This is a genomic window from Pseudomonas putida (assembly GCF_028682455.1).
In the GTDB taxonomy this organism is placed as follows: domain Bacteria; phylum Pseudomonadota; class Gammaproteobacteria; order Pseudomonadales; family Pseudomonadaceae; genus Aquipseudomonas; species Aquipseudomonas putida_AA.
In genome coordinates, this window is record NZ_JANHLD010000003.1 from 838,910 (window position 1) to 864,078 (window position 25,169).

Sequence of the window (25,169 nt, forward strand, 5' to 3'; positions counted from 1 at the left end):
GGGAAAGATTGAAAAAGGCATGGGTCAGGGCTGGCCGTAGTCGCGGGCGCCAAACAGCGCCGTTCCGATACGGACCCAGGTCGCGCCCTGGGCGATGGCCGCTTCCAGGTCGTGGCTCATGCCCATGGAAAGGGTGTCCAGCGCCAGGTCCAGGCTGGCCTGCAGCTGGCGAACCTGGGCGAAGGCGGCTTCTTGTGCGGCGCGATCGTCGGTGGGCTCGGGAATCGCCATCAGCCCGCGCAAGCGCAGGCGCGGCAGTGCAACGATGGCACGTGCCAGGTCGGGCAGCTCGTCGGGGCTGCAGCCGGATTTGCTGGTTTCGCCACTGACATTCACCTGCAGGCAGATGTTCAGCGGTGCCAGGCCATCGGGGCGTTGCTCGGACAGGCGTTGGGCGATCTTCAGGCGGTCCACGGAATGTACCCAGTCAAAATGCTCGGCGATTGCACGCGTCTTGTTCGACTGAATGGGGCCGATGAAGTGCCAGGTCAAGGGTAGGTCGGTCAATTCGCCCTGTTTGTTCAAGGCTTCCTGCAGGTAGTTTTCACCTACGTCACGCACCCCGGCGGCAAAGGCCTCGCGCACCGCGGCGGCGGGTTTGGTCTTGCTCACCGCGAGCAGGCGGATGTCGGAGGGTTCGCGCCCGGCGGCCTGGGCGGCGGCACTGATGCGTGCGGCAAGCGCGGAAAGGTTGTCTGCTATGGTGGACATTGATCGATGCCAGCGGCTCTTTGGGTCTGCGGCATTCTACCTGCTTGGCAGCCTTTGGGGAGTCTCATGGATGTGACTGAACTGCTTGGCCTGGCAACCAGGGCCGGCGCCTCGGACCTGCACCTGGCTGCAGCCGAGGTGCCAGCGATCCGTCTGGATGGATGCATCAGCCGCCTCAGCCTGCCGGCGTTCAGCGCTGAGCAGGTGCATGGTTTGCTCGGGCAATTGATGTCCGAATCGCAGAAGAAGGATTTTGAAACTCATCTGGATATAGACTTTTCGGTCGCTGTGCCGGGGCTTGGGCGATTTCGGGTCAATGCGTTCAATCAGCTGCAAGGTCCGAGCGCGGTAGTGCGGGTGATTGCAGGCAAGGTGAGCACCCTGGCCGAGTTGGGCCTGGGGGACGTGTTTCGCCAGATCGCCGAGTTGTCGTCGGGCCTTGTGCTGGTCACCGGGCCTACCGGCTCCGGCAAGACCACCACTCTGGCGGCCTTGCTCGATCACCTGAACCGGGAGCGCGCGCTGCACATCCTGACGCTCGAAGACCCCATCGAATTTATCCACAGCCCCCAACGCAGCCTGATCAGCCAGCGCGAAGTCGGCAGGCACAGCCGGGGGTTCGCCCAGGCCTTGCGCGCTTCGCTGCGCCAGGACCCGGACGTGATCATGCTGGGCGAGCTGCGTGACCAGGAAACCATTCGCCTGGCCCTGACCGCCGCCGAGACCGGGCACCTGGTATTGGCGACGGTTCACACCGGGTCGGCGGCAAAAACCATCGACCGTCTGGTGGATGTGTTCGCCGCGCAAGAGAAACAGCTGGTCCGCGCCATGCTGGCTGAAGCGCTGCAGGCGGTGGTGTCGCAGGTGCTGGTGGCACGGACAGGGGGCGGCCGGATCGCGGCCCATGAGGTGCTGCTGGCCACCCCTGCGGTGCGCAACCTGGTGCGCGAGGGCAAGGTGGCCCAGCTGTATTCGACGATTCAAACCGGGGGAGCGTTGGGTATGCAGACCCTGGACAGTTGCCTGCAGGGCCTGCTCCAGCGTGGGCTGATCAGCCCGGACAGCGCCCGGGAGCGGGCGCATGGCGGTTTTTAGTGATTGGCAGCCAGGGCCAATTGCTGGCTTTTCGGCAGGACGCGCTTGGCCACCACATAGCGGCTGCGCCAGTAGGGCTTGCTCAAGGTGTCGATGCTCACCCGCTTGCCCGTGCGAGGGGCATGGATGAAGCGGTCGTTACCCAGGTAGATGGCGACGTGGTTTACCCGACGGCTCTTGATATTGAAGAAGATCAGGTCGCCCGGCTTGAGCTCGTCGCGATCGACCTTGATACCGTGGCCCTGGGCCATCGCGTTGGAGGTGCGTGGCAAGTCGACTTCTTCAACTTCGTGGAAGGCGTACTTGACCAGGCCGCTGCAGTCGAAGCCCTTGCTTGGGCTGCTGCCGCCCCAACGGTACGGGGTGCCCAGTACATTGACGGCGCGGCTGAGCACATCGCTGCTTTGCTGGGGCGACATCGACGCCACCGGCAGGCTTGGTTTGCTGGAGCGGGTGCGGTTCTGGACCTTGTGACTGACGTTCTGGGGGGAACGCACAGCCGATGAATTGGTGGTGTACCCGGAAAAGCCGTTGGGTAAACGTTGCTCACGGTTGGTGGCGTGGGCGGCCAGTGGCAATAATAGGCAAAGGGTCAGCCATGTCTTGAAAAAAGGACGCATAGGCAGGGCTCTTGTTGGTTAAGCGCGCAACTTTATAACAGCTTTTTGATCAATTTCTGATCCGTTGGTCGATTGCAACGGCCTTGAAAACCGGCCACATTGCAGCAAAAAAATGCTTTGGAGTGGCGCGGGCCAGGCGGGGCAAGCTTTTGCGCGAAGCAAGTGGGGCAAATGCCACACGTCGGCTCGACACAAAGAAGTCACATTTTTTCTTAGAAAATTTTCCGATAACCCTCAGAGGCTATGAATGAACAGTTATCAACAGGACGGACAGCTGCATGACACTCACAGCAAAGTGATCGGTTATCTGCTGTGGATTTTTGGCTTCACTGGCGCCCACCGCTTTTATTACGGCAAGCCGGTCACCGGTACGATCTGGTTCTTCACCCTTGGCCTGCTGGGCATCGGTTGGCTGATCGACCTGTTCCTGATCCCGGCCATGGATCGCGAGGCAGACCTGCGCTTTCACGCCGGCCCCCTGGACTACAGCCTGTCGTGGATCCTGCTGACCTTCCTGGGTGTATTCGGCGTGCACCGCATGTATCAGGGCAAATGGATCACCGGGATCCTCTACCTGTTCACGGGTGGGTTGTTTCTGGTGGGGGTCTTGTACGACTTCTGGACGCTGAACACCCAGGTGTCGCTGGCCAACGCACAACGGCGCTGAAAAAGACTGCGGCCTTGTCGATGTCGACAAGGCCGCAGGCGGTTTTACTGGCGGGTCTGGCGCTGCTGCAACAGCAGGTTGCTGAAGCCGCTGCCGGCCAGTTGCTTCTGGGCGACGGTCAGTTGTTCACGGTTGCTGAACGGACCGACCAGTACCCGGTACCAGGTTTCATCTTTCACTGTCCCGGACTCCACCTTCACCGCCTGGCCGAGCAGAATGATCTGCGCGCGCACCTTGTCGGCATCGGCCTGCTTGCGGAACGAACCGGCCTGCAGGAAGAACTGGGTGGTCGCCGCCGGCTTGATCACCGGTGGTGCAGGCGGTGGCGTCTGCCCCATCAGCGCCGCCTGGGCGCGGGCGGTATCGATCTTCGCGGCTTCAGCCGGCGTGACCGGCGGCTGCGCCGGGACTGGTGGGGTTTTCTCCGGCACGGCTTCTGGCGGCACGATCACTTCAGACTCGGGCAGCAAGGTATAGAAGTCATACTTGGGTTTCACCGGCTGCTGTGGGCTGGGCGCAGTCTTATTGGCTTCGGCGGTCTTCTCGGCCTTGTGCTGCTCGGGCTTGGCGCGCTTGACCTCTTCGTTGCCAGGCTCGAGTTTCATCAGGAAAACCACGAAGGCGCCGACGCTCAGGCCAATCGCCAGCCACAGCCAACCCGGGATTGGCTGCTTGGCAGGTGGCTGGTAGCGACTGGCGCCGCGCTTGGGTGCAGGTTTTTTCTTGGCAGCCAACTTACATGCGCTCCAGGGTTTCCAGGCCGAGCAGTTCCAGACCTTGCTTGAGGGTGCGACCGGTCAGGGCTGCCAGGCGCAGGCGGCTCTGCATTTGTTCCGGGGTTTCGGCGGCCAGGATCGGGCAGTTCTCGTAGAAGCTGGAGAACAGGCCGGCCACGTCGTACAGATAGGCGCACAGTACGTGTGGCGTGCCTTTTTCGGCGACGTTGTTCAGGATTTCGCCAAACTGGGCCAGGCGTGCAGCCAGGTCCTGCTCTTGAGGCGCTTGCAGGATGATCTGCCCGTCGACCTCGTCGAAGCCTTTGCCCAGCTTGCGGAATACGCCGGCCACGCGGGTGTAGGCGTACAGCAGGTACGGTGCCGTGTTGCCTTCGAAGTTGAGCATCAGCTCGAAGTTGAAGCTGTAGTCGCTGGTGCGGTGCTTGGACAGGTCGGCGTACTTGACCGCGCCGATGCCCACCACCTCGGCGATGGCGCGCAGTTCGTCCTCGGCAAGCTCGGGGTTCTTCTCCTTGACCAGGGCGTAGGCGCGCTCCTTGGCTTCGGTGAGCAGGTCGATCAGCTTGACGGTGCCGCCGTCACGGGTCTTGAACGGACGGCCATCGGCGCCGTTCATGGTGCCGAAGCCCATGTGTTCCATTTGCATCGGGTGACCGACAAAGCCCGCCAGACGGGCCACTTCGAACACCTGGTTGAAGTGCAGGGCCTGGCGCTGGTCGACGAAGTACAGGGCGCGGTCGGCCTTGAGCACGTTGCTGCGATAACGCACGGCAGCGAGGTCGGTGGTGGCGTACAGGTAGCCGCCGTCGGCCTTCTGCACGATCACCGGCAGGGGCTCACCCTCGGCAGTCTTGAAGTCTTCGAGGAACACGCACTGGGCGCCCTTGCTCTCGACCAGCATGCCTTTGGCCTTGAGGTCGGCGACCACGTTGGCCAGGTCGTCGTTGTAGGCGCTCTCGCCCATGACGTCGGCCATGGTCAGCTTGACGTTGAGCAGCTCGTAGGTCTTCTGGCAGTGGGACAGGGAGATGTCCTTGAAGCGGGTCCACAGCTTCAGGCATTCCTCGTCACCGGCCTGCAGCTTGACCACCAGGCCACGGGCGCGGTCGGCAAACGCTTCGGACTCGTCGAAGCGCTTCTTCGCGGCGCGGTAGAAGTTCTCCAGGTCCGACAGCTCATCGCTGGTGATCGGGTTTTCCTGAAGGTAAGCCATCAGCATGCCGAACTGGGTACCCCAGTCGCCGACGTGGTTCTGGCGAATCACGGTGTCGCCGAGAAATTCCAGTACGCGCGATACCGCATCGCCAATGATGGTCGAGCGCAGGTGGCCGACGTGCATCTCTTTTGCAAGGTTGGGGGCCGAGAGGTCGACCACTACCTTCTGCTGCGGGCCGGCCTTGCGTACGCCCAGCCTGGCGTCGGCCAGGGCGGTGTCGAGGCGGGTAGCCAGGGCCTGGGTGTTCTGGAAGAAGTTCAGGAAGCCGGGGCCGGCGATCTCGACCTTGCTGACCTGCGGGTCGGCAGGCAGGGCGTTGATGATTTTCTCGGCCAGGTCACGGGGCTTCATGCCTGCAGGCTTGGCCAGCATCATCGCGATGTTGCTGGCGAAATCGCCGTGGGTCTTGTCACGGGCGTTTTCTACCTGGATCGCCGGCGTCAGCCCTTCAGGCAGCACACCGTCGGTGACGAGTTGGGTGAGGGCTTGCTGGATCAGCTGGCGAATGGTGTCTTTCATGGGCTTCTCTTTCGACCGCAAGCGCGGCGGCGCTTCGATGCGCAGGTGGAAAAACTGAACATTATCCGTTGCCGGGGCGGGGTTGCCAACCTTTGGGGGATTTACGGTGTCGGGATCGCGGGGCGAACCTGCTCCTGCGGTTCAATAGAGATCCACGGGGTCCACATCCAAAGACCAGCGTACCTGCCGCCCGGACGGCATCTGCTCCAACAGTAGCAACCAGGCACTGATCAGTCGATGCAAAGGCGCCCGGGCATTGGCCTGGAGCAATAGTTGTGCGCGAAAACGTCCCGCGCGTCGTTCCATGGGGGCCGGCACTGGGCCGAGCAGCTCGACGCCGTGCAGGTTGTGCTCGGCCAACAGCTGTTCGGCAGCGCTGCAGGCTTCATCGAGAAAACCTTCTGCCTGGCCGGGCTTGTGGGCTTCGGCACGCAGCAGCGCCAGGTGGGCAAAGGGCGGCAGGCCGGCGGCGCGACGCTCGCTCAGGGCCTGTTCGGCGAAGGCGAAGTAACCCTGTTCGGTCAGTTGCACCAGCAGCGGGTGGTCGGCCAGGTGCGTCTGGATAATCACCTTGCCCGGCTCTTCGGCGCGTCCTGCGCGGCCTGCGACCTGCACAATCATCTGGGCCATGCGCTCGCTGGCGCGAAAATCGCCAGAGAACAACCCGCCGTCCGCATCCAGGATCGATACCAGGGTCACCCGCGGGAAATGGTGCCCCTTGGCGAGCATCTGGGTGCCGACCAGGATGCACGGCTGGCCACGCTGGATCGTGGCGAACAGCTGGTTCATGGCGTCCTTGCGCGACGTGCTGTCGCGGTCCACGCGCAATACCGGGTAGTCCGGGAAAAGAATGCTCAGGCGCTCTTCGGCACGCTCGGTGCCTGCACCCACCGGGCGCAGATCGACCTTGTTGCATTGCGGGCACTGGCGCGGCACGCGTTCGTCGTAGCCGCAATGGTGGCAGCGTAACTCGTTGGAGCGCTGGTGCACGGTCATGCGCGCATCGCAGCGCGGGCATTCGGACATCCAGCCGCAGTCGTGGCACAGCAGGGTGGGGGCGAAGCCGCGTCGGTTGAGGAACACCAGCACTTGCTGGCCGGCGGCGAGGGTCTGGCCGATGGCTTGTTGCATCGGCCCGCTGATGCCGCTGTCCAGGGGCCTGCTCTTTACGTCCAGGCGCAGGAAGCGTGGTTGCTGGGCGCCGCCGGCACGCTGGTTGAGGCGCAGCAGGCCATAGCGACCGGTGTGGGCGTTGTGCAGGCTCTCCAGCGAAGGCGTCGCCGAGCCGAGCAGGATCGGGATGTTTTCCTGGCGGGCGCGCACCAGGGCCAGGTCGCGGGCGTGGTAGCGCAGGCCTTCCTGCTGTTTGTACGAGCCGTCGTGCTCTTCGTCGATGATTATCAGCCCCGGATGTTTCATCGGGGTGAACAGCGCCGAACGGGTGCCGATAATGATATCGGCCTCGCCATCGCGGGCCGCCAGCCAGGCGTCCAGGCGCTCACGGTCGTTGACTGCCGAGTGCAGCAGAGCGATACGGGCATTGAAGCGCTGTTCGAAGCGCGCCAGGGTTTGCGGGCCGAGGTTGATCTCCGGGATCAGGATCAGCGCCTGCTTGCCGGCTTCCAGGGTCTCGCGGATCAGTTGCAGGTAGACCTCGGTCTTGCCGCTGCCGGTGACGCCGGCCAGCAGGAATGCATGAAAACTGTCGAACCCCGAGCGCACGGCATTGAAGGCGGCGCGCTGTTCGTCGTTCAGGGGCAGTTCCGGCTGGGCCAGCCAGTGCTCGTGGCGTTCCTGGGGCAGGTGCCGGCGTACTTCCACCTGAACCAGCTCCTTGGCCAGCAGCAGGTCGAGGCTGTCCTTGCTCAGCATCAGTTTGCTCAGCAGGGTATGGGCGACGCCGTGAGGGTGCTGGGCCAGGGTAGCCAGCGCCTCGCGCTGGCGCGGTGCGCGGGCGATGCGCGGGTCATCGAGGCGCGCGCCCGGGGCAACCTGCCAGAAGCGTTCCTGGCGTGCCTCGGCCAGTTCGCCCTGGCGCAGCAGCACTGGCAGGGCCCAGCTCAAGGTATCGCCAAGGCTGTGCTGGTAGTACTGGGCTGTCCACAGGCACAGCTTGAACAAGGAGGGTGGCAATGGCGAGACTGGATCGAGCAGGGCGATCGCCGGCTTGAGTTTGTCGGCCGGCACCTCGCTCTTGTCGGTGATCTCGATCAGAATGCCGATCATTTCCCGGCGCCCGAATGGCACGCGGATACGCATGCCCGGCGTCAACGCCTGGCGCGCCATGCTCGCCGGGGCCCTGTAGTCGAACAGTCGCCGCAGGGGCGAGGGCAGGGCGAGGCGCAGAATGACGTCGGACACGCGAAGAGTTCTCTGAGGGGGATTTGCACGATCCGGCGAGCCTAGCAGACGACGGCCGGTGCAAGCGACAACTTGCGTTGACAGCATGCTCTGGTATTATTCGCCGCCTAATTACGTGCGGTATTCAACAATGGTGTTGGGTGGCGGCACGCAGTCGAGGAAGTGACCATGAAGCCAGCAATTCACCCGAATTATGAAGTAGTCGCAGTCACCTGCAGCTGCGGTAACAAGTTTGAAACTCGTTCGACCCTGTGCGCTCCACTGGGTACCGACGTATGCAACGAGTGCCACCCGTTCTACACCGGTAAGCAGAAGACTCTGGATACCGGCGGCCGCGTCAAGCGCTTCGAAGATCGCTTCGCAGCGTTCGGCAGCAAGAAGTAAGATTGCGCATCGCAGGCCTTTCGGGCTTGGCAATGCTGCTGAAAAAGGCGTCCCTTGTGGGCGCCTTTTTTATGGGCGTCATTTGGCAGTTGCCGGCGCACGCCTTCTGCCCGTCCCCGGTCGATCCGCAACGCGTGGGCGTGCGTCAGGTGGTCGATGGCGATACCGTGCGTCTGGTGGATGGCCGCAGTGTGCGCCTGATCGGTATCAATGCACCGGAAATCGGTCGTAAGGGGCGAGCCAGCGAACCCTTCGCCGAAGCCGCCCGTCAGCGCCTGCAGGCCCTGGTCAAGGCCAGCGGGGGTGAAGTGGGGTTGGTGCCGGGCGTCGAGTCCAAAGACAAGTACGGTCGTACCCTGGCCCACATCTACGGGCGCTCTGGCGACAATTTCGAAGCACAACTGCTCAGTGAAGGCCTGGGCTTGCGCGTGGCGGTGGCACCGAATGTCAGCCTGACCCAGTGCCAGCAACAGGCCGAACGCACCGCGCGTCAGTTGAAGGTCGGGTTGTGGCGGCAAACCCCGGTATTGTCGGCGTCGCAGGTGCAGCGCTCCGGATTCGCGCTGATCGCTGGCAAAGTCAACAGTATCCAGCGCAATCGCGGCGGGATCTGGATAGAAGTCGACGACGCACTGGTGTTGCAAGTGCCGGCCCGGTTGCAGCGCAACTTCCCCTCTTCCTTCTTTGATGGTCTCAAAGGCAAGACAGTCGAAGCCCGCGGCTGGGTGCTGGATCGTTCCCGCAAAGGCGGCCTGAAAGCCGGGCAGCGGCGCTGGTTGCTGCCATTGACCGATCCTTCGATGCTGGAGCGGGTCGAAAGATAAATAATTGTGGACATTTTTTTGTACGATTGTACACATTGAAACCCTTGCGGGCTGCGGCTCTTGGCGGAAAGTCGTAGGTTAAAGGCCTTGACACAAGTGACCGGGCAGTCTTGTCGGCCCTTTGCTCTTTGCGTATCCTCGGCGGTCCGTCAGAACAGTAAATAGCGGAATGCCCACCATGTCAGATTTGAAAACTGCCGCTCTCGAATACCATGCTCAGCCTCGTCCGGGGAAACTGAGCGTCGAGCTCACCAAACCTACCGCGACTGCTCGCGACCTGGCGCTGGCCTACAGCCCTGGTGTGGCCGAGCCGGTACGTGAAATTGGTCGCGACCCGGAGCTGGCCTACAAGTACACCGGCAAGGGCAATCTGGTAGCAGTCATTTCCGACGGCACCGCCATCCTCGGCCTGGGTAACCTCGGCCCACTGGCCTCCAAGCCTGTCATGGAAGGCAAGGGTGTTCTGTTCAAGCGTTTCGCCGGTATCGACGTGTTCGACATCGAAGTCGACTCCGAAAGCCCGCAAGCCTTCATCGACACCGTCAAGCGTATCTCCATCACCTTCGGTGGCATCAACCTGGAAGATATCAAGGCACCTGAGTGCTTCGAGATCGAGCGCGCCCTGATTGAACAGTGCGACATCCCGGTATTCCACGATGACCAGCACGGCACTGCGATCGTGACCGCTGCGGGCATGATCAACGCCCTGGAAATCGCCGGCAAGACCCTGGCCGACGCCAAGATCGTCTGCCTGGGCGCAGGCGCTGCCGCCATCTCCTGCATGAAGCTGCTGGTGAGCATGGGTGCGCAGATCGAGAACATCTTCATGGTTGACCGTACTGGCGTGATCCACGCTGGCCGTGACGACCTGAACCAGTACAAGGCAGTCTTCGCCCATGCGACCGACAAGCGCACCCTGGCGGATGCCCTGGAAGGCGCTGACGTTTTCGTCGGCCTGTCCGGTCCGAACCTGCTGAGCGCCGAAGGCCTGAAGTCGATGGCGCCAAACCCGATCGTCTTCGCCTGCTCCAACCCTGATCCGGAAATCTCCCCGGAACTGGCTCACGCTACCCGTAGCGACGTGATCATGGCCACCGGTCGTTCCGACTACCCGAACCAGGTCAACAACGTACTGGGCTTCCCGTTCATCTTCCGTGGTGCCCTGGACGTTCGCGCCAAGCGCATCAACGAAGAGATGAAGATTGCCGCCGCCAACGCCCTGAAAGACCTGGCCAAGCTGCCAGTGCCGAAGGAAGTCTGTGCAGCCTACGGCGTGGACGCGCTGGAATTCGGTCGTGAGTACATCATTCCGAAGCCAATGGATGCCCGCCTGATCACCGTCGTCTCCGACGCAGTCGCCAAGGCCGCTATCGAGACCGGTGTGGCAACCCTGCCGTATCCAAAGAACTACCCGCTCAAGAGCGTGGATGACGTATTCAACGGCTAAGCCGTTGTAGCGTTGTAGCAAAAAGCCCCGGCTCGCAAGAGTCGGGGCTTTTTGTTGGGGGTCCGTTCGCGGGGCAAGCCCGCTCTTACACAATTCTGTAGGAGTGGGCTTGCCTCGCGAGCCATTGGATCAGAACAGATCGATCGGCGCCGCTTCATCCGCTGGCAGCGGGCTGCCCGGCACCGCACCGTTACCCAGCTCGTTCACCGACGGTGGCGTGTCTTCGGCCTTGAACAGCTCGAAGTAGGCGTTGGGCGTGCCAGGCGATGCCGCTCGGCCACTGACCGGGTCGACCCGCAGGCTGAGGATGCCTTCCGGCTCGACCGGGGCATGGTTGGGCTTGTCCTTGAGCGCTGCCCCCATGAAGCTCATCCAAATCGGCAGTGCCACGGTGCCGCCGTATTCGCGGCGCCCCAGGGTTTCTGGTTGGTCGAATCCGCTCCACACGGTAGTCACCAGGTCGGCGTTGTAGCCGGAGAACCAGGCGTCCTTGGATTCGTTGGTGGTACCGGTCTTGCCCGCCAGGTCGGTGCGGCCCAGGGCCAGGGCGCGTCGCCCGGTCCCGCGCTTGATCACGTCCTGAAGCATGCTGGTGAGAATGTACGTGGTGCGGCCATCAATGATGCGCTCGGCAACCGCTGGAGGCTGCGCGATGGCGGGCTCGCTGCCGGTGGTTGCCGCGGGTTCGCCCGGGAACTGCACATTGATTGGCGACTCCGGTGCGGCCAGCCCTGCCTCGACCGGCTCCGATTGCGGTACCCGTGGCGGATTGGCAGTGAACAGGGTTTCGCCGTTGCGACTCTCGATGCGTTCGATCAGGTACGGGGTGATCTTGTAGCCGCCGTTGGCAAAGGTGCTCCAGCCGGTGGCGATTTCCATCGGGGTCAGTGTGGCGGTGCCCAGGGCCAGGGAAAGGTTGGGGGGCAGGTCCTGCTTGTTGAAGCCGAACTTGCTGATGTAGTCGATGGTCTTGCCTACGCCCATGGCCTGCAGCAGACGGATCGACACCAGGTTGCGCGACTTGTACAGCGCCTCGCGCATGCGAATCGGGCCGAGGAAGGTGTTGGTGTCGTTCTTCGGGCGCCAGACCTTGTCCAGGTACTCGTCGACGAACACGATGGGGGCGTCGTTGACCAGGCTGGCGGCGGTGTAGCCGTTATCCAGCGCCGCGGCATAGACGAATGGCTTGAAGCTGGAGCCCGGCTGGCGCTTGGCCTGCATGGCGCGGTTGTAGTTGCTCTGCTCGAAGGAAAAACCGCCGACCAGGGCGCGAATGGCGCCGGTGTTCGGGTCCAGCGAGACCAGTGCGCTTTGTGCGCCGGGCACCTGGCTGAACTTGAGGCTGCCGTTATCCAGGCGTTGGACGCGGATCAGGTCGCCAACCTGGGCGACATCCGAAGGCTGTTGCGGCGCCCGGCCCTGGCTGTTGGTATTGAGGAACGGACGAGCCCACTTCATGGTTTCCCAGGCCACGGTCTCATGCTCGCCGGCACGGGTCAGTACCTGCAGCCCGGTCTTGTCGACTTGGGTGACAATGACCGGCTCCAGGCCGCCCAGGGGGCGCTGCTTGCTCAGTTCCTGCAGCCAGGCGGCCTGGGTCTTGCCCGGGAAGCGCGCTTCCGGGCCACGGTAGCCATGGCGTTCGTCGTAGGCGCTCAAACCATCGAGCACGGCCTTGTTGGCGATTTCCTGCAGGTCGCTCGGTACCGTGGTGGTGACCCGGAAGCCTTCGGTGTAGGCGTCGCTGCCATAGCGACCGACCATCTCGGCACGGGCCATTTCGGCAATGTATGGTGCGCTGACTTCAGGTGTCGGTACGTGGTAGCTGGCGTTGATCGGTTCGGCGAGGGCCGCCTGGTAGCTGGCTTCGTCGATCTTGCCCAGCTTGTACATGCGCCCCAGGATCCAGTCGCGACGCTCCTTGGCGCGCACTGGGTTGGCCAGCGGGTTGAAGCGCGAGGGGGCCTTGGGCAGGCCGGCGATCATGGCCATCTGGGCCAGGCTGATGTCGCGGATCGACTTGCCATAGTAGACCTGTGCCGCTGCCTCGATGCCGTAGGCGCGGTTGCCCAGGTAGATCTTGTTGACGTAGAGCTCAAGGATTTCATCCTTGGTCAGCTCACGTTCGATCTGCAGGGCCAGGAGGATCTCGTTGGTTTTGCGCGAGAAGCTGCGTTCGCTGCTGAGGAAGAAGTTTTTCGCCACCTGCATGGTGATGGTGCTGCCGCCGGTCTGGATGTGCCCGGACTTGAGCAATTGTGTTGCAGCACGCATCAGGCTGCTGGGGTCGACCCCATAGTGATTGGCGAAATTGTCGTCTTCGGCCGAGAGCAAAGCCTGGATGAAATGGGGGGGAATGTCGGCGAAACGGATAGGAGAACGACGCATCTCGCCGAACTCTGCAATCAGCTTTCCGTCGCTGCTGTAGACCCGCAAAGGGATCTGCAACTGGATACTTCTGAGGGCCTCTACCGAGGGCAAGCTGGGGCTAAGATACAGAAACGCGCCGCTCAGACCGAGCACGAGGGCGCAAATGACTGCGACGAAAGACCACCAGAAGAACTTCAGCAGGCGTATCAAGGCTTTTGGGCGTCCAGTTAAAAGAATGGGTTGCGCGCGGGGCCAGCGGACAAGGAAAAACGCTGGGCATTATAAGCATTTTTCGCACGGCCGCGTTATTGGCGCGGGTGCCAAGGAATCCGTCAGGTCTTGCCGGGATAACCCCATCGACCTGCCACCACCAAGGAAAATTCGATGCTTGGACGCTTCGGCAGGGATGCCGGTTCACTGCTGGGGGTGGAAATTACCCCTCCATTCATCAGGCTGGTGCATGCGCACCGTCGTCAGGGGCGCTGCCAGGTCAATGCCTGGGCCGTAGAGCCCTTGCCGCCGGCGGCCTTGCACGACGGCTGGATCGTTGACCCCGAACTCGTTGGGGCCGCCCTGCTCAAGGCGGTTCGCCGCAGTGCCATGCCGGGGCGGCGCGTAGCGGTCGCGCTGCCGGGTGACCTGGTGGTGGAAAAACTGATCGCGATGCCCATCGGCCTGGATGACGACGCCCTCGTCGAGCAACTGCCTGACGAGGCCAGCGCCTTCATTCCCTTTGCCCTGGAGGATGCGGCCCTCGACTTCCGGGTGATGGGCCCCGACCTGGAGAATCCGCAGTGTCAGCGGGTTGTGATGGCCGGCTGTCATGTGGCGATGCTGGAGGTGTTGCATGCCAGCCTCGAGTTTGCTGGGTTGCGCGCCTGCGTGGTGGAGGCCGATCACCATGCCATGCGCCGCGCCTTGCCAGCCGGCCCATCGGGTGAGGCATTGCTGCTGCAGGTCGAAGGCCGCTCGGTGATCTTTCACGAAGCGGGCAACGAGTTCATTGGGCTGCGTCGGCAGATTTCGCTCGGCGTCCAGCACGCCGATGCCCAGACGTTGGCCGCAGCGGTGGACAGCTACCTGTTGTCCAGTCCCGGGCGAGCATTGCCTGATCGCTTGCAGCTTCTGGGCGGGGGCGTACTGGAGGCTCAGTTGCCCGGGCAGTTGCAGCAACGTCTTGGTATCGAGGTGCGTCATGCTGACCCCTTCGGGGCGGTAGCGTTGGCCCCGGGCCTGGCATCGGAACTCCTGACCGTGCAGGCGCCCAGCCTTGCGGTTGCCTGCGGCCTGGCCATGCGAGTGGATGACCGATGCCTGGATTGAACCTTCTGCCGTGGCGAGAACAGCGCCGTCAAACGGCCATCCGGCGTTTACAGGCCATGTTCGTGGCCGCGGCCTTGCTGGCCGCAATGGTGGCCTGGCTATTGGATGCTCGAGGGCGACAGGCGTTGCAGCGTCATCTGCTGGACAGTGGCGCGGCGCGCCAGGCCATCGAGCAACAGGATGCCCGGCTGGCAATGCTCGCGCAGTATGAGGTGGAGCTCGAGCAGATACGGCAGCAGCACCAATCGCTCGAACATCTACATGCACGGCGATTTGCGCTTGTCGATCTGTTCGATCAGGTCGAGCGCGCAGTACCCGAGGGGGTTTACCTCACCGCGGTGACCCGGCAGGGGCCGCGCCTGAACATCAGCGGGCTGGCTCGCTCGGGGTCGCTGATGGCACAAATGATGCGCATGCTGGCCGCCGAAATTGGCGAGGTTCAGATGCATCAGATGAAAGCCGTTGAAGAGGGTGAGGCATTCGAGCTGGGTGTGATCCTGCGGGGGATGTCGTGAGCGTAGTGTCGTGGCCTGGTTTGCAGCGGTGGGCAAGCGGCCCGCGCTTAAGGCTGGTGATGCTGCTGGTGGTTGGAGTGTCACTGTTGTTGGGGTTGGCCTATGTCGTTCACTTTCGGGCGCTGCTCGCGGAGGTCGACCGGGCAGCCGGGCAAACACGGCAGCTATGGGCGGAGCAGGTCGAAAAGGTCGAGCGTGTCCAGGCGTTGTCAGCCAGCGATGCACAGCGTGCGCTGGCCGCTCGGGCCCTCGACGCGTCGCGCTGGCAGTTGGCGGCCGATGGTGAAACCGCCAGCTTGCTGGAAGCCATCACCCATCAGGGCCAACAGCACGGGGTGTTCATCGAACAGTTGGAACTGTTGCCAGAGGTCCTTCAGGGGGAGCATGTCGAACTGCCGATGCAACTGCAGTTGCGAGGTAGCTACCCGGCATTGGCCGCTTTTACCCAAGGCCTGGCCCAAGTGGCTCGCCTCATTACGCTGCAGGATTTCTCCCTTGCGCCTGTTCGGGCCCAATACCCGGCGCAGTTGCGTATGCAGCTGCACGCCAGTGCTTACCGCAGCGAGCGACCAGGTATTGCCCCCCTGGTCGCCGGTTCTGCTGTCGAGCGACCTTCTCTGGATTTCTCGCGCAATCCCTTCGAGCCTGCTGCGTTGCAGCAGCACCGCCAATTCCTGGAAACCCTGCCAATAGAGCAATTCGAGCTGGTGGGCAGTATTGCGCGCCAGCACACGCGCTTTGCCCTGCTGCGCGTTGCCGGTGTGGTGCATCGTCTGCAACTGGGCGACCGGCTGGGACGGGACAGGGGGCGGATCGTGGCCATCGAGGAACGGCAGGTCGAGATCGTCGAAGAGGTTTTTGTGGCGGGCAAGGGGTGGGAGGAGCGGCGGCGCACGCTGGGCCTCAAGGCCGCAACCGGTTCGGGATAGCACTACAGGCCAGGGAGGTCGCTGATGGGCGCAAAAAGGTACGTGACGATAATGGGGGTGGTGCTGGTTGCCCAGGCATTGGCCGGGGTGCCAGTAGATGCGCGGGAGCGCGAGTCTCTGTCGTTGAATTTCCAGGATGTCGAAGTGCGCACGGTGTTGCAGGTGCTGGCCGATTTTTCCGGCGTTAACCTGGTCGCCAGCGACGCGGTGCAAGGCAAGGTCACCTTGCGCCTGCAGGAGGTGCCGTGGGAGCAGGCGCTGGACTTGGTGCTGCGCAGCAAGGGCCTGGAAAAGCGCATGGAAGGCAATGTGCTATTGGTAGTGCCGGCCGGTGAGCTGGCAGGCCAGGATCGGCAAGCATTGGAGGATCGCCAGTACGCAGCTGCGTTGGAGCCCACTCAGCAGGAACTGTTATCTGTGCATTACGCCCAGGCTGCCGATATCGCTTCTGTTTTCCAGTCGCTTGCCATCAGCGATCCATTCGGGCCCGCCCAGGGCATGGTCAGTGTCGATGAAAGAACCAACACCTTGATAGTGCGCCAGACGCCGGAGCGTCTGGCGCAGTTGCGTCAGTTGATCACTCGCCTGGATGTGCCGGTGCGCCAGGTAATGATCGAGGCGCGAATCGTCGAGGCCAATGTCGATTACGAGAGAAACCTCGGCGTGCGCTGGGGCGGCGAGTTCCGCTTGGGTGGTGGTCTGACCCTGGGGGGTGACACCACCTTTGTCGATCTCGGCGCGGCACGAGCGACATCGGCCATCGGTATCGGGCTGGTGCGTGACAATGCACTGCTCGACCTCGAGCTCAGCGCCATGGAGAAATCCGGCAATGGTGAAATCATCTCCCAGCCCAAGGTGGTCACCGCCGACAAGGAAACGGCGCGCATCCTCAAGGGTACCGAGGTGCCTTATCAGGAAACCAGCGGCAGCGGCGCGACATCCGTGAGCTTTCGTGAAGCCTCGCTGTCGTTGGAGGTGACACCGCAGATCACCCCGGACAACCGGGTGATCATGGCCGTCAGGGTGACCAAGGACGAGCCGGACTACATCAATGCCCTGGGTAACGTACCGCCAATCAAGAAAAACGAGGTCAATGCCAAGGTTCGGGTCAACGATGGCGAGACCATCGTAATTGGCGGCGTGTACTCCACAGTGCAAAGTAAAGTTGTCGACAAGGTGCCATTTTTCGCCGATGTGCCGTATGTTGGGCGGCTGTTTCGTCGCGATGTTCTACAAGAGAAAAAATCCGAGCTGCTGGTCTTCCTGACTCCGCGTATCATGAGTGACCAGGCGATTGCTGTGAGTCGTTGATTCTGTGCGAAATTTGATACTTGTGGGGCCCATGGGTGCTGGTAAAAGCACCATCGGCCGCCTGCTGGCCAAAGAGCTGCGCCTGCCGTTCAAGGATTCCGACAAGGAAATTGAACTGCGTACGGGCGCCAATATCCCGTGGATCTTCGACAAGGAAGGCGAGCCGGGCTTTCGTGATCGCGAGCAGGCGATGATCGCCGAGCTGTGCGCTTTCGATGGCGTGGTCCTGGCCACCGGCGGCGGTGCGGTGATGCGCGATGCCAATCGCCAGGCCCTGCATGCCGGGGGGCGGGTGGTATACCTGCACGCCTCGGTCGAGCAGCAGGTCGGGCGTACCGCGCGTGATCGCAACCGTCCGTTGCTGCGCACGGCCAATCCGGAGGCCACCTTGCGTGCGCTGCTGGAGGTTCGCGATCCGCTCTATCGCGAGATTGCCGATCTGGTCGTCGAAACCGACGAACGGCCGCCACGAATGGTGGTGCAGGACATTCTCGAGCGCTTGCAGAAGTTGCCGCCCCGTTAAGCCAGGCTTATCCTCGGCGACCAGTCATGCCGTGACAGGGCACACCGTTATCGCGCGGGTCGAGTCATCGATGCCGCGCCTCGTTCATTGTGGGGACACATGCAGACACTTAAGGTCGAGCTGGGCGAACGTAGCTACCCGATCTACATTGGCGAAGGCCTGTTGGATCAATCCGAACTGCTGGCACCGCATATTGCCGGTCGGCAGGTCGCCATCGTTTCCAACGAAACGGTTGCCCCCCTCTACCTCGAGCGTCTGAGCCGTACCCTGGGTGCCTATTCGGTGCTGCCGGTGGTGCTGCCGGATGGCGAAGCCCACAAGAACTGGGAAACCCTGCAACTGATTTTCGATGCCCTGCTGACCGCTCGCCATGACCGTCGAACCACCGTGGTTGCCCTGGGCGGCGGTGTGATAGGCGACATGGCCGGTTTTGCCGCCGCCTGCTACCAGCGTGGTGTGGACTTTATCCAGGTGCCGACCACCTTGTTGTCCCAGGTCGACTCGTCCGTGGGCGGCAAGACTGGCATCAACCACCCACTGGGCAAGAACATGGTCGGCGCGTTCTACCAGCCCAACGCGGTGCTGATCGACACCACCAGCCTCACCACCCTGCCGCCGCGCGAGCTGTCGGCGGGGCTTGCCGAGGTGATCAAGTACGGCCTGATTTGTGACGAGCCTTTCCTTGGATGGCTCGAAGCCAATATGGATGCGCTGCGTGGCCTGGACCAGGTCGCACTGACTGAAGCCATTCGTCGCTCCTGCGCCGCCAAGGCAGCCGTGGTCGGCGCCGATGAGCGTGAATCCGGCGTTCGGGCCACGCTCAACCTTGGCCATACTTTCGGCCACGCCATCGAAACCCACATGGGCTATGGTGTGTGGCTTCATGGCGAGGCAGTGGCGGCAGGCACGGTGATGGCGCTGGAAATGTCCATGCGCCTGGGCTGGATCAGCCAGCAGGAGCGTGACCGTGGCATTCGCCTGTTCCAGCGAGCCGGTCTGCCGGTGGTACCGCCCGAAGAAATGGCCCCTGCCCAGTTCATGGAACACATGGCAGTGGATAAAAAGGTACTCGACGGTCGTCTGCGTCTGGTCCTGCTGAGCCAGATGGGCGCGGCAGTGGTCACCGACGACTACCCGAAAGAGATTCTTCAGGCCACGCTGGCCGCGGATTACCGCGCGATCGTGGCCCAGCTTTGAGGTTGATGAGAGTTCGATGACTAGTCTGCATGCCGACGAGGCCTTTCTCGGCCATTACCAGTTGAACCATGACCCCTTCGCTGCACGGGTGCCTGGTTTCAAATTCTTCCCGGCCCAACGCAAGCCGGTCCTCGGCCAGTTGCATCACCTGGCCCGCTACAGCCAGCTGTTGCTGGTGGTGACGGGCCCCGAGGGCAGCGGCAAGACCTTGCTGCGCCAGGCCCTGGTCGCCAGCACCAACAAGCAGTCGGTGCAGAGCGTGGTGGTTTCCGCCCGTAGTGCCACGGATGCCGCCAGTGTCCTGGGCCAGGTCGCCCAGGCCCTGGGTGTGGCGCAGCCTGAAGTGCCCGAGCTGCTTGCCCAGGTGGTGCAGCTGGCGTTGACCGGGCAGGAAGTCTATCTGCTGGTGGATGATGCGGAACAACTGGGCGAGTCGGCACTCCAAGCCTTGCTGGAACTGGCGGCGGGTACTCCGGAAGGGCGCCCGCACGTGTTCCTGTTTGGCGAGCCGTCACTGATCGCCGGGCTGGAAGAGCTCAATGCCGATCAAGAACGTTTTCACGTCATCGAGCTTGCGCCCTACAGCGAAGAAGAAACCCGGGAGTATCTCGAGCAGCGCCTGGAGGGTGCGGGTCGCGGTATCGAAGTGTTCACCAGTGAACAGATTGTCGATATTCACCAAAACTCGGACGGCTGGCCTGGGGCAATCAACCAGGTGGCCCGCGATACCTTGATCGAAGCCATGATCGCCAGCCGAAACACGGCGAAGCGACCATCAATGGGGTTCAATATGCCTAAGAAACACGTGCTGGCGCTGTCTGCAGTCGTAGTGGTCGCCGTTGCCGCGGCCGTGCTGATGCCCAAGAAGGGCGACCAGGCGCCGACGGCGCCTGCAGAGCAGGCTCAGTTGCCGCTGGGCCAGGGGCAGCCGGGCAACGCCCAGTCGAACAATGGAGGCCCGGCCATCGAATTCGCCGGTAACTCGCAGCCCATGCCCCTGCCACTGGTCGGCCAGTCTCAGCCAGTGATGCGCGGCCCGCTGGCCGAAGCGGCTGGCATGGGTGAAGGTGAGGAGGGCGGGCCTGCCGGTGATACTGCGCTGCAGCCGCCTACCGTGACCACCATCGCGCCGCCGGCGGGTGTTGCGGCCGGTCCTGCGCCTACCCCCGCCCAGCCGATTGCCCAGGCACCTGCACATCAGGTTGCGCCTGCTGCGAGCAAGCCGGTTGCACCTGCCGCCAAGCCAGCACCTGTCCAGGTTGCAACGGCCAAGCCTGCTCCCAAGCCTGCTGAAAAGCCAGCCGCCAAGCCTGCTGCCGGTGGCAGCTGGTATGCCGGTCAGAAACCGGGCAATTACGTCGTGCAAATCCTCGGCACCAGCTCCGAGGCTTCTGCCCAGGCCTACGTCAAGGCACAGGGTGGCGACTATCGCTACTTCAAGAAAACCCTGCAGGGCAAGCCGCTGTACGTGATCACTTACGGCAACTTCGCCAGCCGCGATGCAGCCTTGGCTGCAATCAAGGCCTTGCCAGCCAAGGTCCAGGCTGGTAAACCTTGGCCACGTACCGTCGCCAGCGTCCAACAAGAACTGGCTGCGACCCGCTGACCTAGCCGGGTGGCACTACCCCCGCCACCTGCGAGCGACTCCTGAACTTCGGTCAAGCCTGCTGCGTACTGCGCGGCAGGCTTTTCTGTCCCAGACTGCCGGCCACAAGCCCATCTTGCAGTCCAGGCTGAAACGCTTCAGACTCGAGCAATGCCGTTACCACGGCGCAAGCTTAAAAACATTCAAAAATGCGACATGGACTTATGGATATTCGCCATAAATTTGTGGGCTTCCCTGTCGCTGTGCAACAATGGCTCCCCTATTGCCCCCGCAAAGCTGGCGTTCGTTCGGCGTGGATGGTAAGTGGTTGTACTAAAAAGAGATTTGCCTTGGTGAGAGGCGAACCTGGTGAGAAAGTGTCTATGAAAACAGGTCTGTACCATCCCGAAGAATTCAAGGATAACTGTGGTTTCGGCCTGATCGCCCATATGACGGGCGAACCCAGCCACCACCTTTTGCAAACAGCCATGCAGGCCCTGACCTGCATGACCCACCGCGGTGGGATCAACGCCGACGGCAAGACCGGCGACGGTTGTGGCCTGTTGATGCAAAAGCCCGATCAGTTCCTGCGGGCCGTGGCCCAGGAGCAGTTCGGCGTTGAGCTGCCCAAGCAGTATGCGGTTGGCATGGTGTTCTTCAATCAGGACAACGCCCGCGCCGAAGCTGCTCGCGAGAACATGAACCGTGAGATCCTCGCCGCCGGCCTGCAGCTGGTGGGCTGGCGCAAGGTCCCGATCGACACCAGCGTCCTCGGCCGCCTGGCCCTTGAGCGCCTGCCACAGATCGAGCAGGTGTTCGTTGGCGGCGATGGCCTGAGCGATCAGGAATTCGCCATCAAGCTGTTCAGCGCCCGTCGTCGCTCCTCGGTGGCCAACGCCGCTGATACCGACCACTACATCTGCAGCTTTTCCCACAAGACCATTATCTATAAAGGCCTGATGATGCCGGCGGACCTCGCCGCCTTCTATCCAGACCTGGGTGACGAGCGCCTGCAGACCGCCATTTGTGTGTTCCACCAGCGCTTCTCCACCAACACCCTGCCGAAATGGCCGCTGGCGCAGCCGTTCCGCTTCCTCGCCCACAACGGCGAAATCAACACCATCACCGGCAACCGCAACTGGGCCCAGGCCCGTCGTACCAAGTTCGAGAACGAACTGATCCCGGACCTCGAAGAGCTCGGCCCGCTGGTCAACCGCGTAGGCTCCGACTCCTCGAGCATGGACAACATGCTCGAGCTGATGGTTACCGGTGGCATCGACCTGTTCCGTGGCGTGCGGATGATCATTCCGCCTGCGTGGCAGAACGTCGAGACCATGGACGCCGACCTGCGCGCGTTCTACGAGTACAACTCCATGCACATGGAGCCGTGGGACGGTCCGGCCGGCGTGGTCATGACCGAAGGTCGCCACGCAGTCTGCCTGCTCGACCGTAACGGTCTGCGTCCGGCGCGCTGGGTGACCACCAAGAACGGCTACATCACCCTGGCCTCGGAAATCGGTGTCTGGGACTACAAGCCCGAGGACGTGATCGCCAAGGGCCGTGTAGGCCCTGGCCAGATCTTTGCCGTGGATACCGAAACCGGCCAGATCCTCGACACCGACGCCATCGACAACCGCCTCAAGTCGCGCCACCCGTACAAGCGCTGGCTGCGCCAGAATGCCCTGCGTATCCAGGCCGACCTGAGTGACGATCAGGGCGTGGCCAGCTACGACGCTGACCAGCTCAAGCAATACATGAAGATGTTCCAGGTCACCTTCGAAGAGCGTGACCAGGTACTGCGTCCGCTCGGCGAACAAGGCCAGGAAGCAGTCGGCTCGATGGGCGACGACACGCCGATGGCGATCCTGTCCCAGCGCGTGCGTTCGACCTACGACTATTTCCGCCAGCAATTCGCCCAGGTCACCAACCCGCCGATCGACCCGCTGCGTGAAGCGATCGTGATGTCGCTGGAGATCTGCCTGGGTGCCGAGCGCAACATCTTCCAGGAGTCCCCGGAGCATGCCTCGCGGGTGATCCTCAGCTCGCCGGTGATCTCGCCAGCCAAGTGGCGTTCGCTGATGAACCTCGACCGCCCGGGCTTCGAGCGTCAGCTGATCGACCTCAACTACGAAGAGAGCCTGGGGCTGGAAGCGGCGGTGCGCAACATCGCCGACCAGGCCGAAGAAGCCGTGCGTAGCGGCAAGACCCAACTGGTGCTGAGCGACCGCCATATCGCCCCGGGCAAGCTACCGGTGCATGCCTCGCTGGCCGTGGGTGCAGTGCATCACCGCCTGACCGAACTGGGCCTGCGTTGCGACAGCAACATCCTGGTTGAAACCGCCACCGCTCGCGACCCGCATCACTATGCCGTGCTGATCGGCTTCGGTGCTTCGGCCGTGTATCCGTACCTGGCCTACGAAGTGCTGGCCGACCTGATCCGCACCGGCGAAGTACTCGGTGACCTGGATGAGGTGTTCAAGTACTACCGCAAGGGCATCTCCAAGGGCCTGTTGAAGATCCTCTCGAAGATGGGCATCTCGACCATCGGCTCTTACCGTGGCGCCCAGCTGTTCGAAGCAGTTGGCCTGTCGGAAGAGGTTGTTGGCCTGAGCTTCCGTGGCGTTGCCAGCCGCCTGAAGGGCGCGCGCTTCGTCGACATCGAGAACGAACAGAAACTGCTGGCTGCCGAAGCCTGGAGCGCGCGCAAGCCGATCCAGCAAGGCGGCCTGCTCAAGTTCGTCCACGGTGGCGAGTACCACGCCTACAACCCGGATGTGGTCAATACCCTGCAGGCTGCCGTGCAGCAGGGCGACTACGAGAAATTCAAGGAATACACCGCGCTGGTCGACAAGCGCCCGGTGTCGATGATCCGTGACCTGCTCAAGGTCAAGGTCGCCGACCAGCCGCTGGCGCTGGAAGAAGTCGAGCCGCTGGAGGCCATCCTCAAGCGCTTCGACTCCGCGGGTATCTCCCTGGGCGCACTTTCGCCGGAAGCCCATGAAGCCCTGGCCGAGGCGATGAACCGCCTGGGCGCGCGCTCCAACTCCGGTGAGGGCGGCGAAGACCCGGCCCGCTACGGCACCATCAAGAGCTCGAAGATCAAGCAGGTGGCGACCGGCCGCTTTGGCGTGACCCCCGAGTACCTGGTCAACGCCGAAGTGCTGCAGATCAAGGTGGCCCAGGGCGCCAAGCCCGGCGAAGGTGGCCAGCTGCCTGGCGGCAAGGTCAACGGCCTGATTGCCCGGCTGCGTTATGCAGTGCCTGGCGTGACCCTGATCTCGCCTCCACCGCACCACGACATCTACTCGATCGAAGACTTGTCGCAGCTGATTTTCGACCTCAAGCAGGTCAACCCGCAGGCGCTGGTCTCGGTCAAGCTGGTGGCGGAAGCCGGCGTTGGCACCATCGCCGCCGGTGTGGCCAAGGCCTATGCCGACCTGATCACCATTTCTGGCTACGACGGCGGCACCGGCGCTTCGCCGCTGACCTCGATCAAGTACGCCGGCGCCCCGTGGGAACTGGGGCTGGCCGAAACCCACCAGACCCTGCGCGGCAACGACCTGCGTGGCAAGGTCCGGGTACAGACCGACGGCGGCCTGAAAACCGGCCTGGATGTCATCAAGGCTGCCATCCTCGGCGCCGAGAGCTTCGGCTTCGGCACCGCGCCGATGATCGCCCTGGGCTGCAAGTACCTGCGCATCTGTCACCTGAACAACTGCGCCACCGGCGTGGCCACCCAGAACGACAAGCTGCGCAAGGACCACTACATCGGTACTGTCGACATGGTGGTGAACTTCTTCACCTACGTGGCCGAAGAAACCCGTGAGTGGCTGGCCAAGCTGGGCGTGCGCAGCCTCGGCGAACTGATCGGGCGTACCGACCTGCTGGAAATGCTCCCCGGCGAAACCGAGAAGCAAAAGCACCTGGACCTCAGCCCGCTGCTGGGCAGCCCGCACGTGCCGGCCGACAAGCCGCAGTTCTGCGAAGTCGACCGCAACCCGCCGTTCGACAAGGGCGTGCTGGCCGAGAAGATGGTCGCCATGGCCCTGCCGGCCATTCGCGACCTCAGCGGCGGCGAGTTCAACCTCGATATCTGCAACTGCGACCGCTCCATCGGTGCACGGATCTCTGGCGAAGTGGCCCGCCTGCACGGCAACCAGGGCATGGCCAAGGCGCCGATCACCTTCCGCTTCAAGGGTACCGCTGGCCAGAGCTTCGGCGTGTGGAACGCCGGTGGCCTGAACATGTACCTCGAAGGTGATGCCAACGACTACGTCGGCAAGGGCATGACCGGTGGCAAGCTGGTGATCGTGCCGCCCGCGGGCAGCCCGTTCGCTACCCAGCACAGCGCCATCATCGGCAACACCTGCCTGTACGGCGCCACTGGTGGCAAGCTGTTCGCCGCGGGTACCGCAGGCGAGCGCTTCGCGGTGCGTAACTCCGGCGCCCATGCGATTGTCGAGGGCACAGGCGATCACTGCTGTGAGTACATGACCGGTGGTTTTGTCTGCGTACTGGGCAAGACCGGCTACAACTTCGGCTCGGGCATGACCGGTGGTTTTGCCTATGTGCTGGACATGGACAACAGCTTCGTCGACAAGCTCAACCACGAACTGGTCGAGATCCAGCGCATCAGCGGCGAGGCGATGGAGGCTTATCGCAGCCACCTGTCGCGCGTGCTGGCCGAGTACGTCGAAGAAACCAACAGCGAATGGGGTCGTGAGCTCTGGGAAAACCTGGACGACTACGTGCGTCGCTTCTGGCTGGTCAAGCCGAAGGCGGCAAACCTGAAGAACCTGCTGTCCAGCACCCGTGCCAACCCGCAGTGATATGCG

General features: G+C 62.8%; 19 protein-coding genes. 13 read left to right on the plus strand and 6 right to left on the minus strand.

The window, feature by feature from the left end; genetic code table 11:
* Nucleotides 1-24: 24 nt before the first annotated feature.
* The gene (locus NPS58_RS20995) at nucleotides 25-711 is read right to left on the minus strand and encodes a YggS family pyridoxal phosphate-dependent enzyme (protein ID WP_274117196.1); all 687 of its coding nucleotides are present in this window, start codon (nucleotides 709-711) and stop codon (nucleotides 25-27) included.
* A gap of 66 nt (nucleotides 712-777) precedes the next feature.
* Between NPS58_RS20995 and NPS58_RS21000 the strand changes: the two genes are divergently transcribed.
* Entirely contained in the window at nucleotides 778-1,806 is a 1,029-nt protein-coding gene (locus NPS58_RS21000; RefSeq protein WP_274117197.1) for a type IV pilus twitching motility protein PilT, read from the plus strand.
* Here the strand turns inward: NPS58_RS21000 and NPS58_RS21005 are convergent.
* Nucleotides 1,803-2,426, minus strand: a complete 624-nt coding sequence (locus tag NPS58_RS21005; RefSeq protein WP_274117198.1) for a C40 family peptidase — start codon at nucleotides 2,424-2,426, stop codon at nucleotides 1,803-1,805. The two genes, NPS58_RS21000 and NPS58_RS21005, sit on opposite strands and share 4 nt — an antisense overlap.
* 247 nt (nucleotides 2,427-2,673) lie before the next feature.
* On the opposite strand from NPS58_RS21005, the gene NPS58_RS21010 reads away from it, so the two are divergent.
* Nucleotides 2,674-3,093 carry a TM2 domain-containing protein gene (locus NPS58_RS21010; protein ID WP_274117199.1) on the plus strand — a complete coding sequence of 140 codons (420 nt, stop codon included), beginning with the start codon at nucleotides 2,674-2,676 and terminating at the stop codon, nucleotides 3,091-3,093.
* A 44-nt stretch (nucleotides 3,094-3,137) separates the two neighbouring features.
* Here the strand turns inward: NPS58_RS21010 and NPS58_RS21015 are convergent, their stop codons facing one another.
* The 3 genes from NPS58_RS21015 to NPS58_RS21025 all read right to left on the minus strand — a co-directional run bounded on the left by NPS58_RS21015 (nucleotide 3,138) and on the right by NPS58_RS21025 (nucleotide 7,926).
* Nucleotides 3,138-3,827, minus strand: a complete 690-nt coding sequence (locus NPS58_RS21015; RefSeq protein WP_274117200.1) for an SPOR domain-containing protein — start codon at nucleotides 3,825-3,827, stop codon at nucleotides 3,138-3,140.
* A gap of 1 nt (nucleotide 3,828) precedes the next feature.
* A complete protein-coding gene (gene argS, locus NPS58_RS21020; protein ID WP_274117201.1) occupies nucleotides 3,829-5,565 on the minus strand; it encodes an arginine--tRNA ligase in 1,737 nt (578 codons plus the stop codon).
* A 141-nt stretch (nucleotides 5,566-5,706) separates the two neighbouring features.
* Entirely contained in the window at nucleotides 5,707-7,926 is a 2,220-nt protein-coding gene (locus NPS58_RS21025) for a primosomal protein N' (RefSeq protein WP_274117202.1), read from the minus strand.
* A gap of 168 nt (nucleotides 7,927-8,094) precedes the next feature.
* On the opposite strand from NPS58_RS21025, the gene rpmE reads away from it, so the two are divergent.
* The 3 genes from rpmE to NPS58_RS21040 all read left to right on the plus strand — a co-directional run bounded on the left by rpmE (nucleotide 8,095) and on the right by NPS58_RS21040 (nucleotide 10,581).
* Nucleotides 8,095-8,310, plus strand: a complete 216-nt coding sequence (rpmE, locus tag NPS58_RS21030; protein WP_274117203.1) for a 50S ribosomal protein L31 — start codon at nucleotides 8,095-8,097, stop codon at nucleotides 8,308-8,310.
* Between the two features lie 2 nt (nucleotides 8,311-8,312).
* Nucleotides 8,313-9,134 carry a thermonuclease family protein gene (locus NPS58_RS21035; RefSeq protein WP_274117204.1) on the plus strand — a complete coding sequence of 274 codons (822 nt, stop codon included), beginning with the start codon at nucleotides 8,313-8,315 and terminating at the stop codon, nucleotides 9,132-9,134.
* Nucleotides 9,135-9,312: 178 nt separating this feature from the next.
* Entirely contained in the window at nucleotides 9,313-10,581 is a 1,269-nt protein-coding gene (locus tag NPS58_RS21040; protein ID WP_274117205.1) for a malic enzyme-like NAD(P)-binding protein, read from the plus strand.
* Nucleotides 10,582-10,710: 129 nt separating this feature from the next.
* Here the strand turns inward: NPS58_RS21040 and NPS58_RS21045 are convergent, their stop codons facing one another.
* Nucleotides 10,711-13,158, minus strand: a complete 2,448-nt coding sequence (locus NPS58_RS21045; protein WP_425313106.1) for a penicillin-binding protein 1A — start codon at nucleotides 13,156-13,158, stop codon at nucleotides 10,711-10,713.
* 177 nt (nucleotides 13,159-13,335) lie between these two features.
* Between NPS58_RS21045 and pilM the strand changes: the two genes are divergently transcribed.
* The 8 genes from pilM (at nucleotide 13,336) to gltB (ending at nucleotide 25,163) form a co-directional block, all read left to right on the plus strand.
* Complete coding sequence (pilM, locus tag NPS58_RS21050) at nucleotides 13,336-14,274, plus strand: type IV pilus biogenesis protein PilM (RefSeq protein ID WP_274117207.1); 939 nt, start codon at nucleotides 13,336-13,338, stop codon at nucleotides 14,272-14,274.
* Nucleotides 14,262-14,789, plus strand: a complete 528-nt coding sequence (locus tag NPS58_RS21055) for a PilN domain-containing protein (protein WP_274117208.1) — start codon at nucleotides 14,262-14,264, stop codon at nucleotides 14,787-14,789. Before pilM ends, NPS58_RS21055 begins: the two co-directional genes overlap by 13 nt.
* Before the next feature lie 77 nt (nucleotides 14,790-14,866).
* Nucleotides 14,867-15,718, plus strand: a complete 852-nt coding sequence (locus NPS58_RS21060) for a pilus assembly protein PilP (RefSeq protein ID WP_274117209.1) — start codon at nucleotides 14,867-14,869, stop codon at nucleotides 15,716-15,718.
* A gap of 51 nt (nucleotides 15,719-15,769) precedes the next feature.
* Nucleotides 15,770-17,029, plus strand: coding sequence for a type IV pilus secretin PilQ (locus tag NPS58_RS21065; protein WP_425313107.1), 1,260 nt, complete (start codon nucleotides 15,770-15,772; stop codon nucleotides 17,027-17,029).
* 4 nt (nucleotides 17,030-17,033) lie between these two features.
* Complete coding sequence (aroK, locus tag NPS58_RS21070) at nucleotides 17,034-17,552, plus strand: shikimate kinase AroK (protein ID WP_028943928.1); 519 nt, start codon at nucleotides 17,034-17,036, stop codon at nucleotides 17,550-17,552.
* Nucleotides 17,553-17,651: 99 nt separating this feature from the next.
* On the plus strand, nucleotides 17,652-18,749 hold the full coding sequence (gene aroB / locus NPS58_RS21075; protein ID WP_274117211.1) for a 3-dehydroquinate synthase: 1,098 nt from the start codon (nucleotides 17,652-17,654) through the stop codon (nucleotides 18,747-18,749).
* Nucleotides 18,750-18,765: 16 nt separating this feature from the next.
* Complete coding sequence (locus NPS58_RS21080) at nucleotides 18,766-20,355, plus strand: SPOR domain-containing protein (RefSeq protein WP_274117212.1); 1,590 nt, start codon at nucleotides 18,766-18,768, stop codon at nucleotides 20,353-20,355.
* A gap of 362 nt (nucleotides 20,356-20,717) precedes the next feature.
* Nucleotides 20,718-25,163, plus strand: a complete 4,446-nt coding sequence (gene gltB / locus NPS58_RS21085) for a glutamate synthase large subunit (protein WP_274117213.1) — start codon at nucleotides 20,718-20,720, stop codon at nucleotides 25,161-25,163.
* The last annotated feature ends 6 nt before the right edge of the window (nucleotides 25,164-25,169 follow it).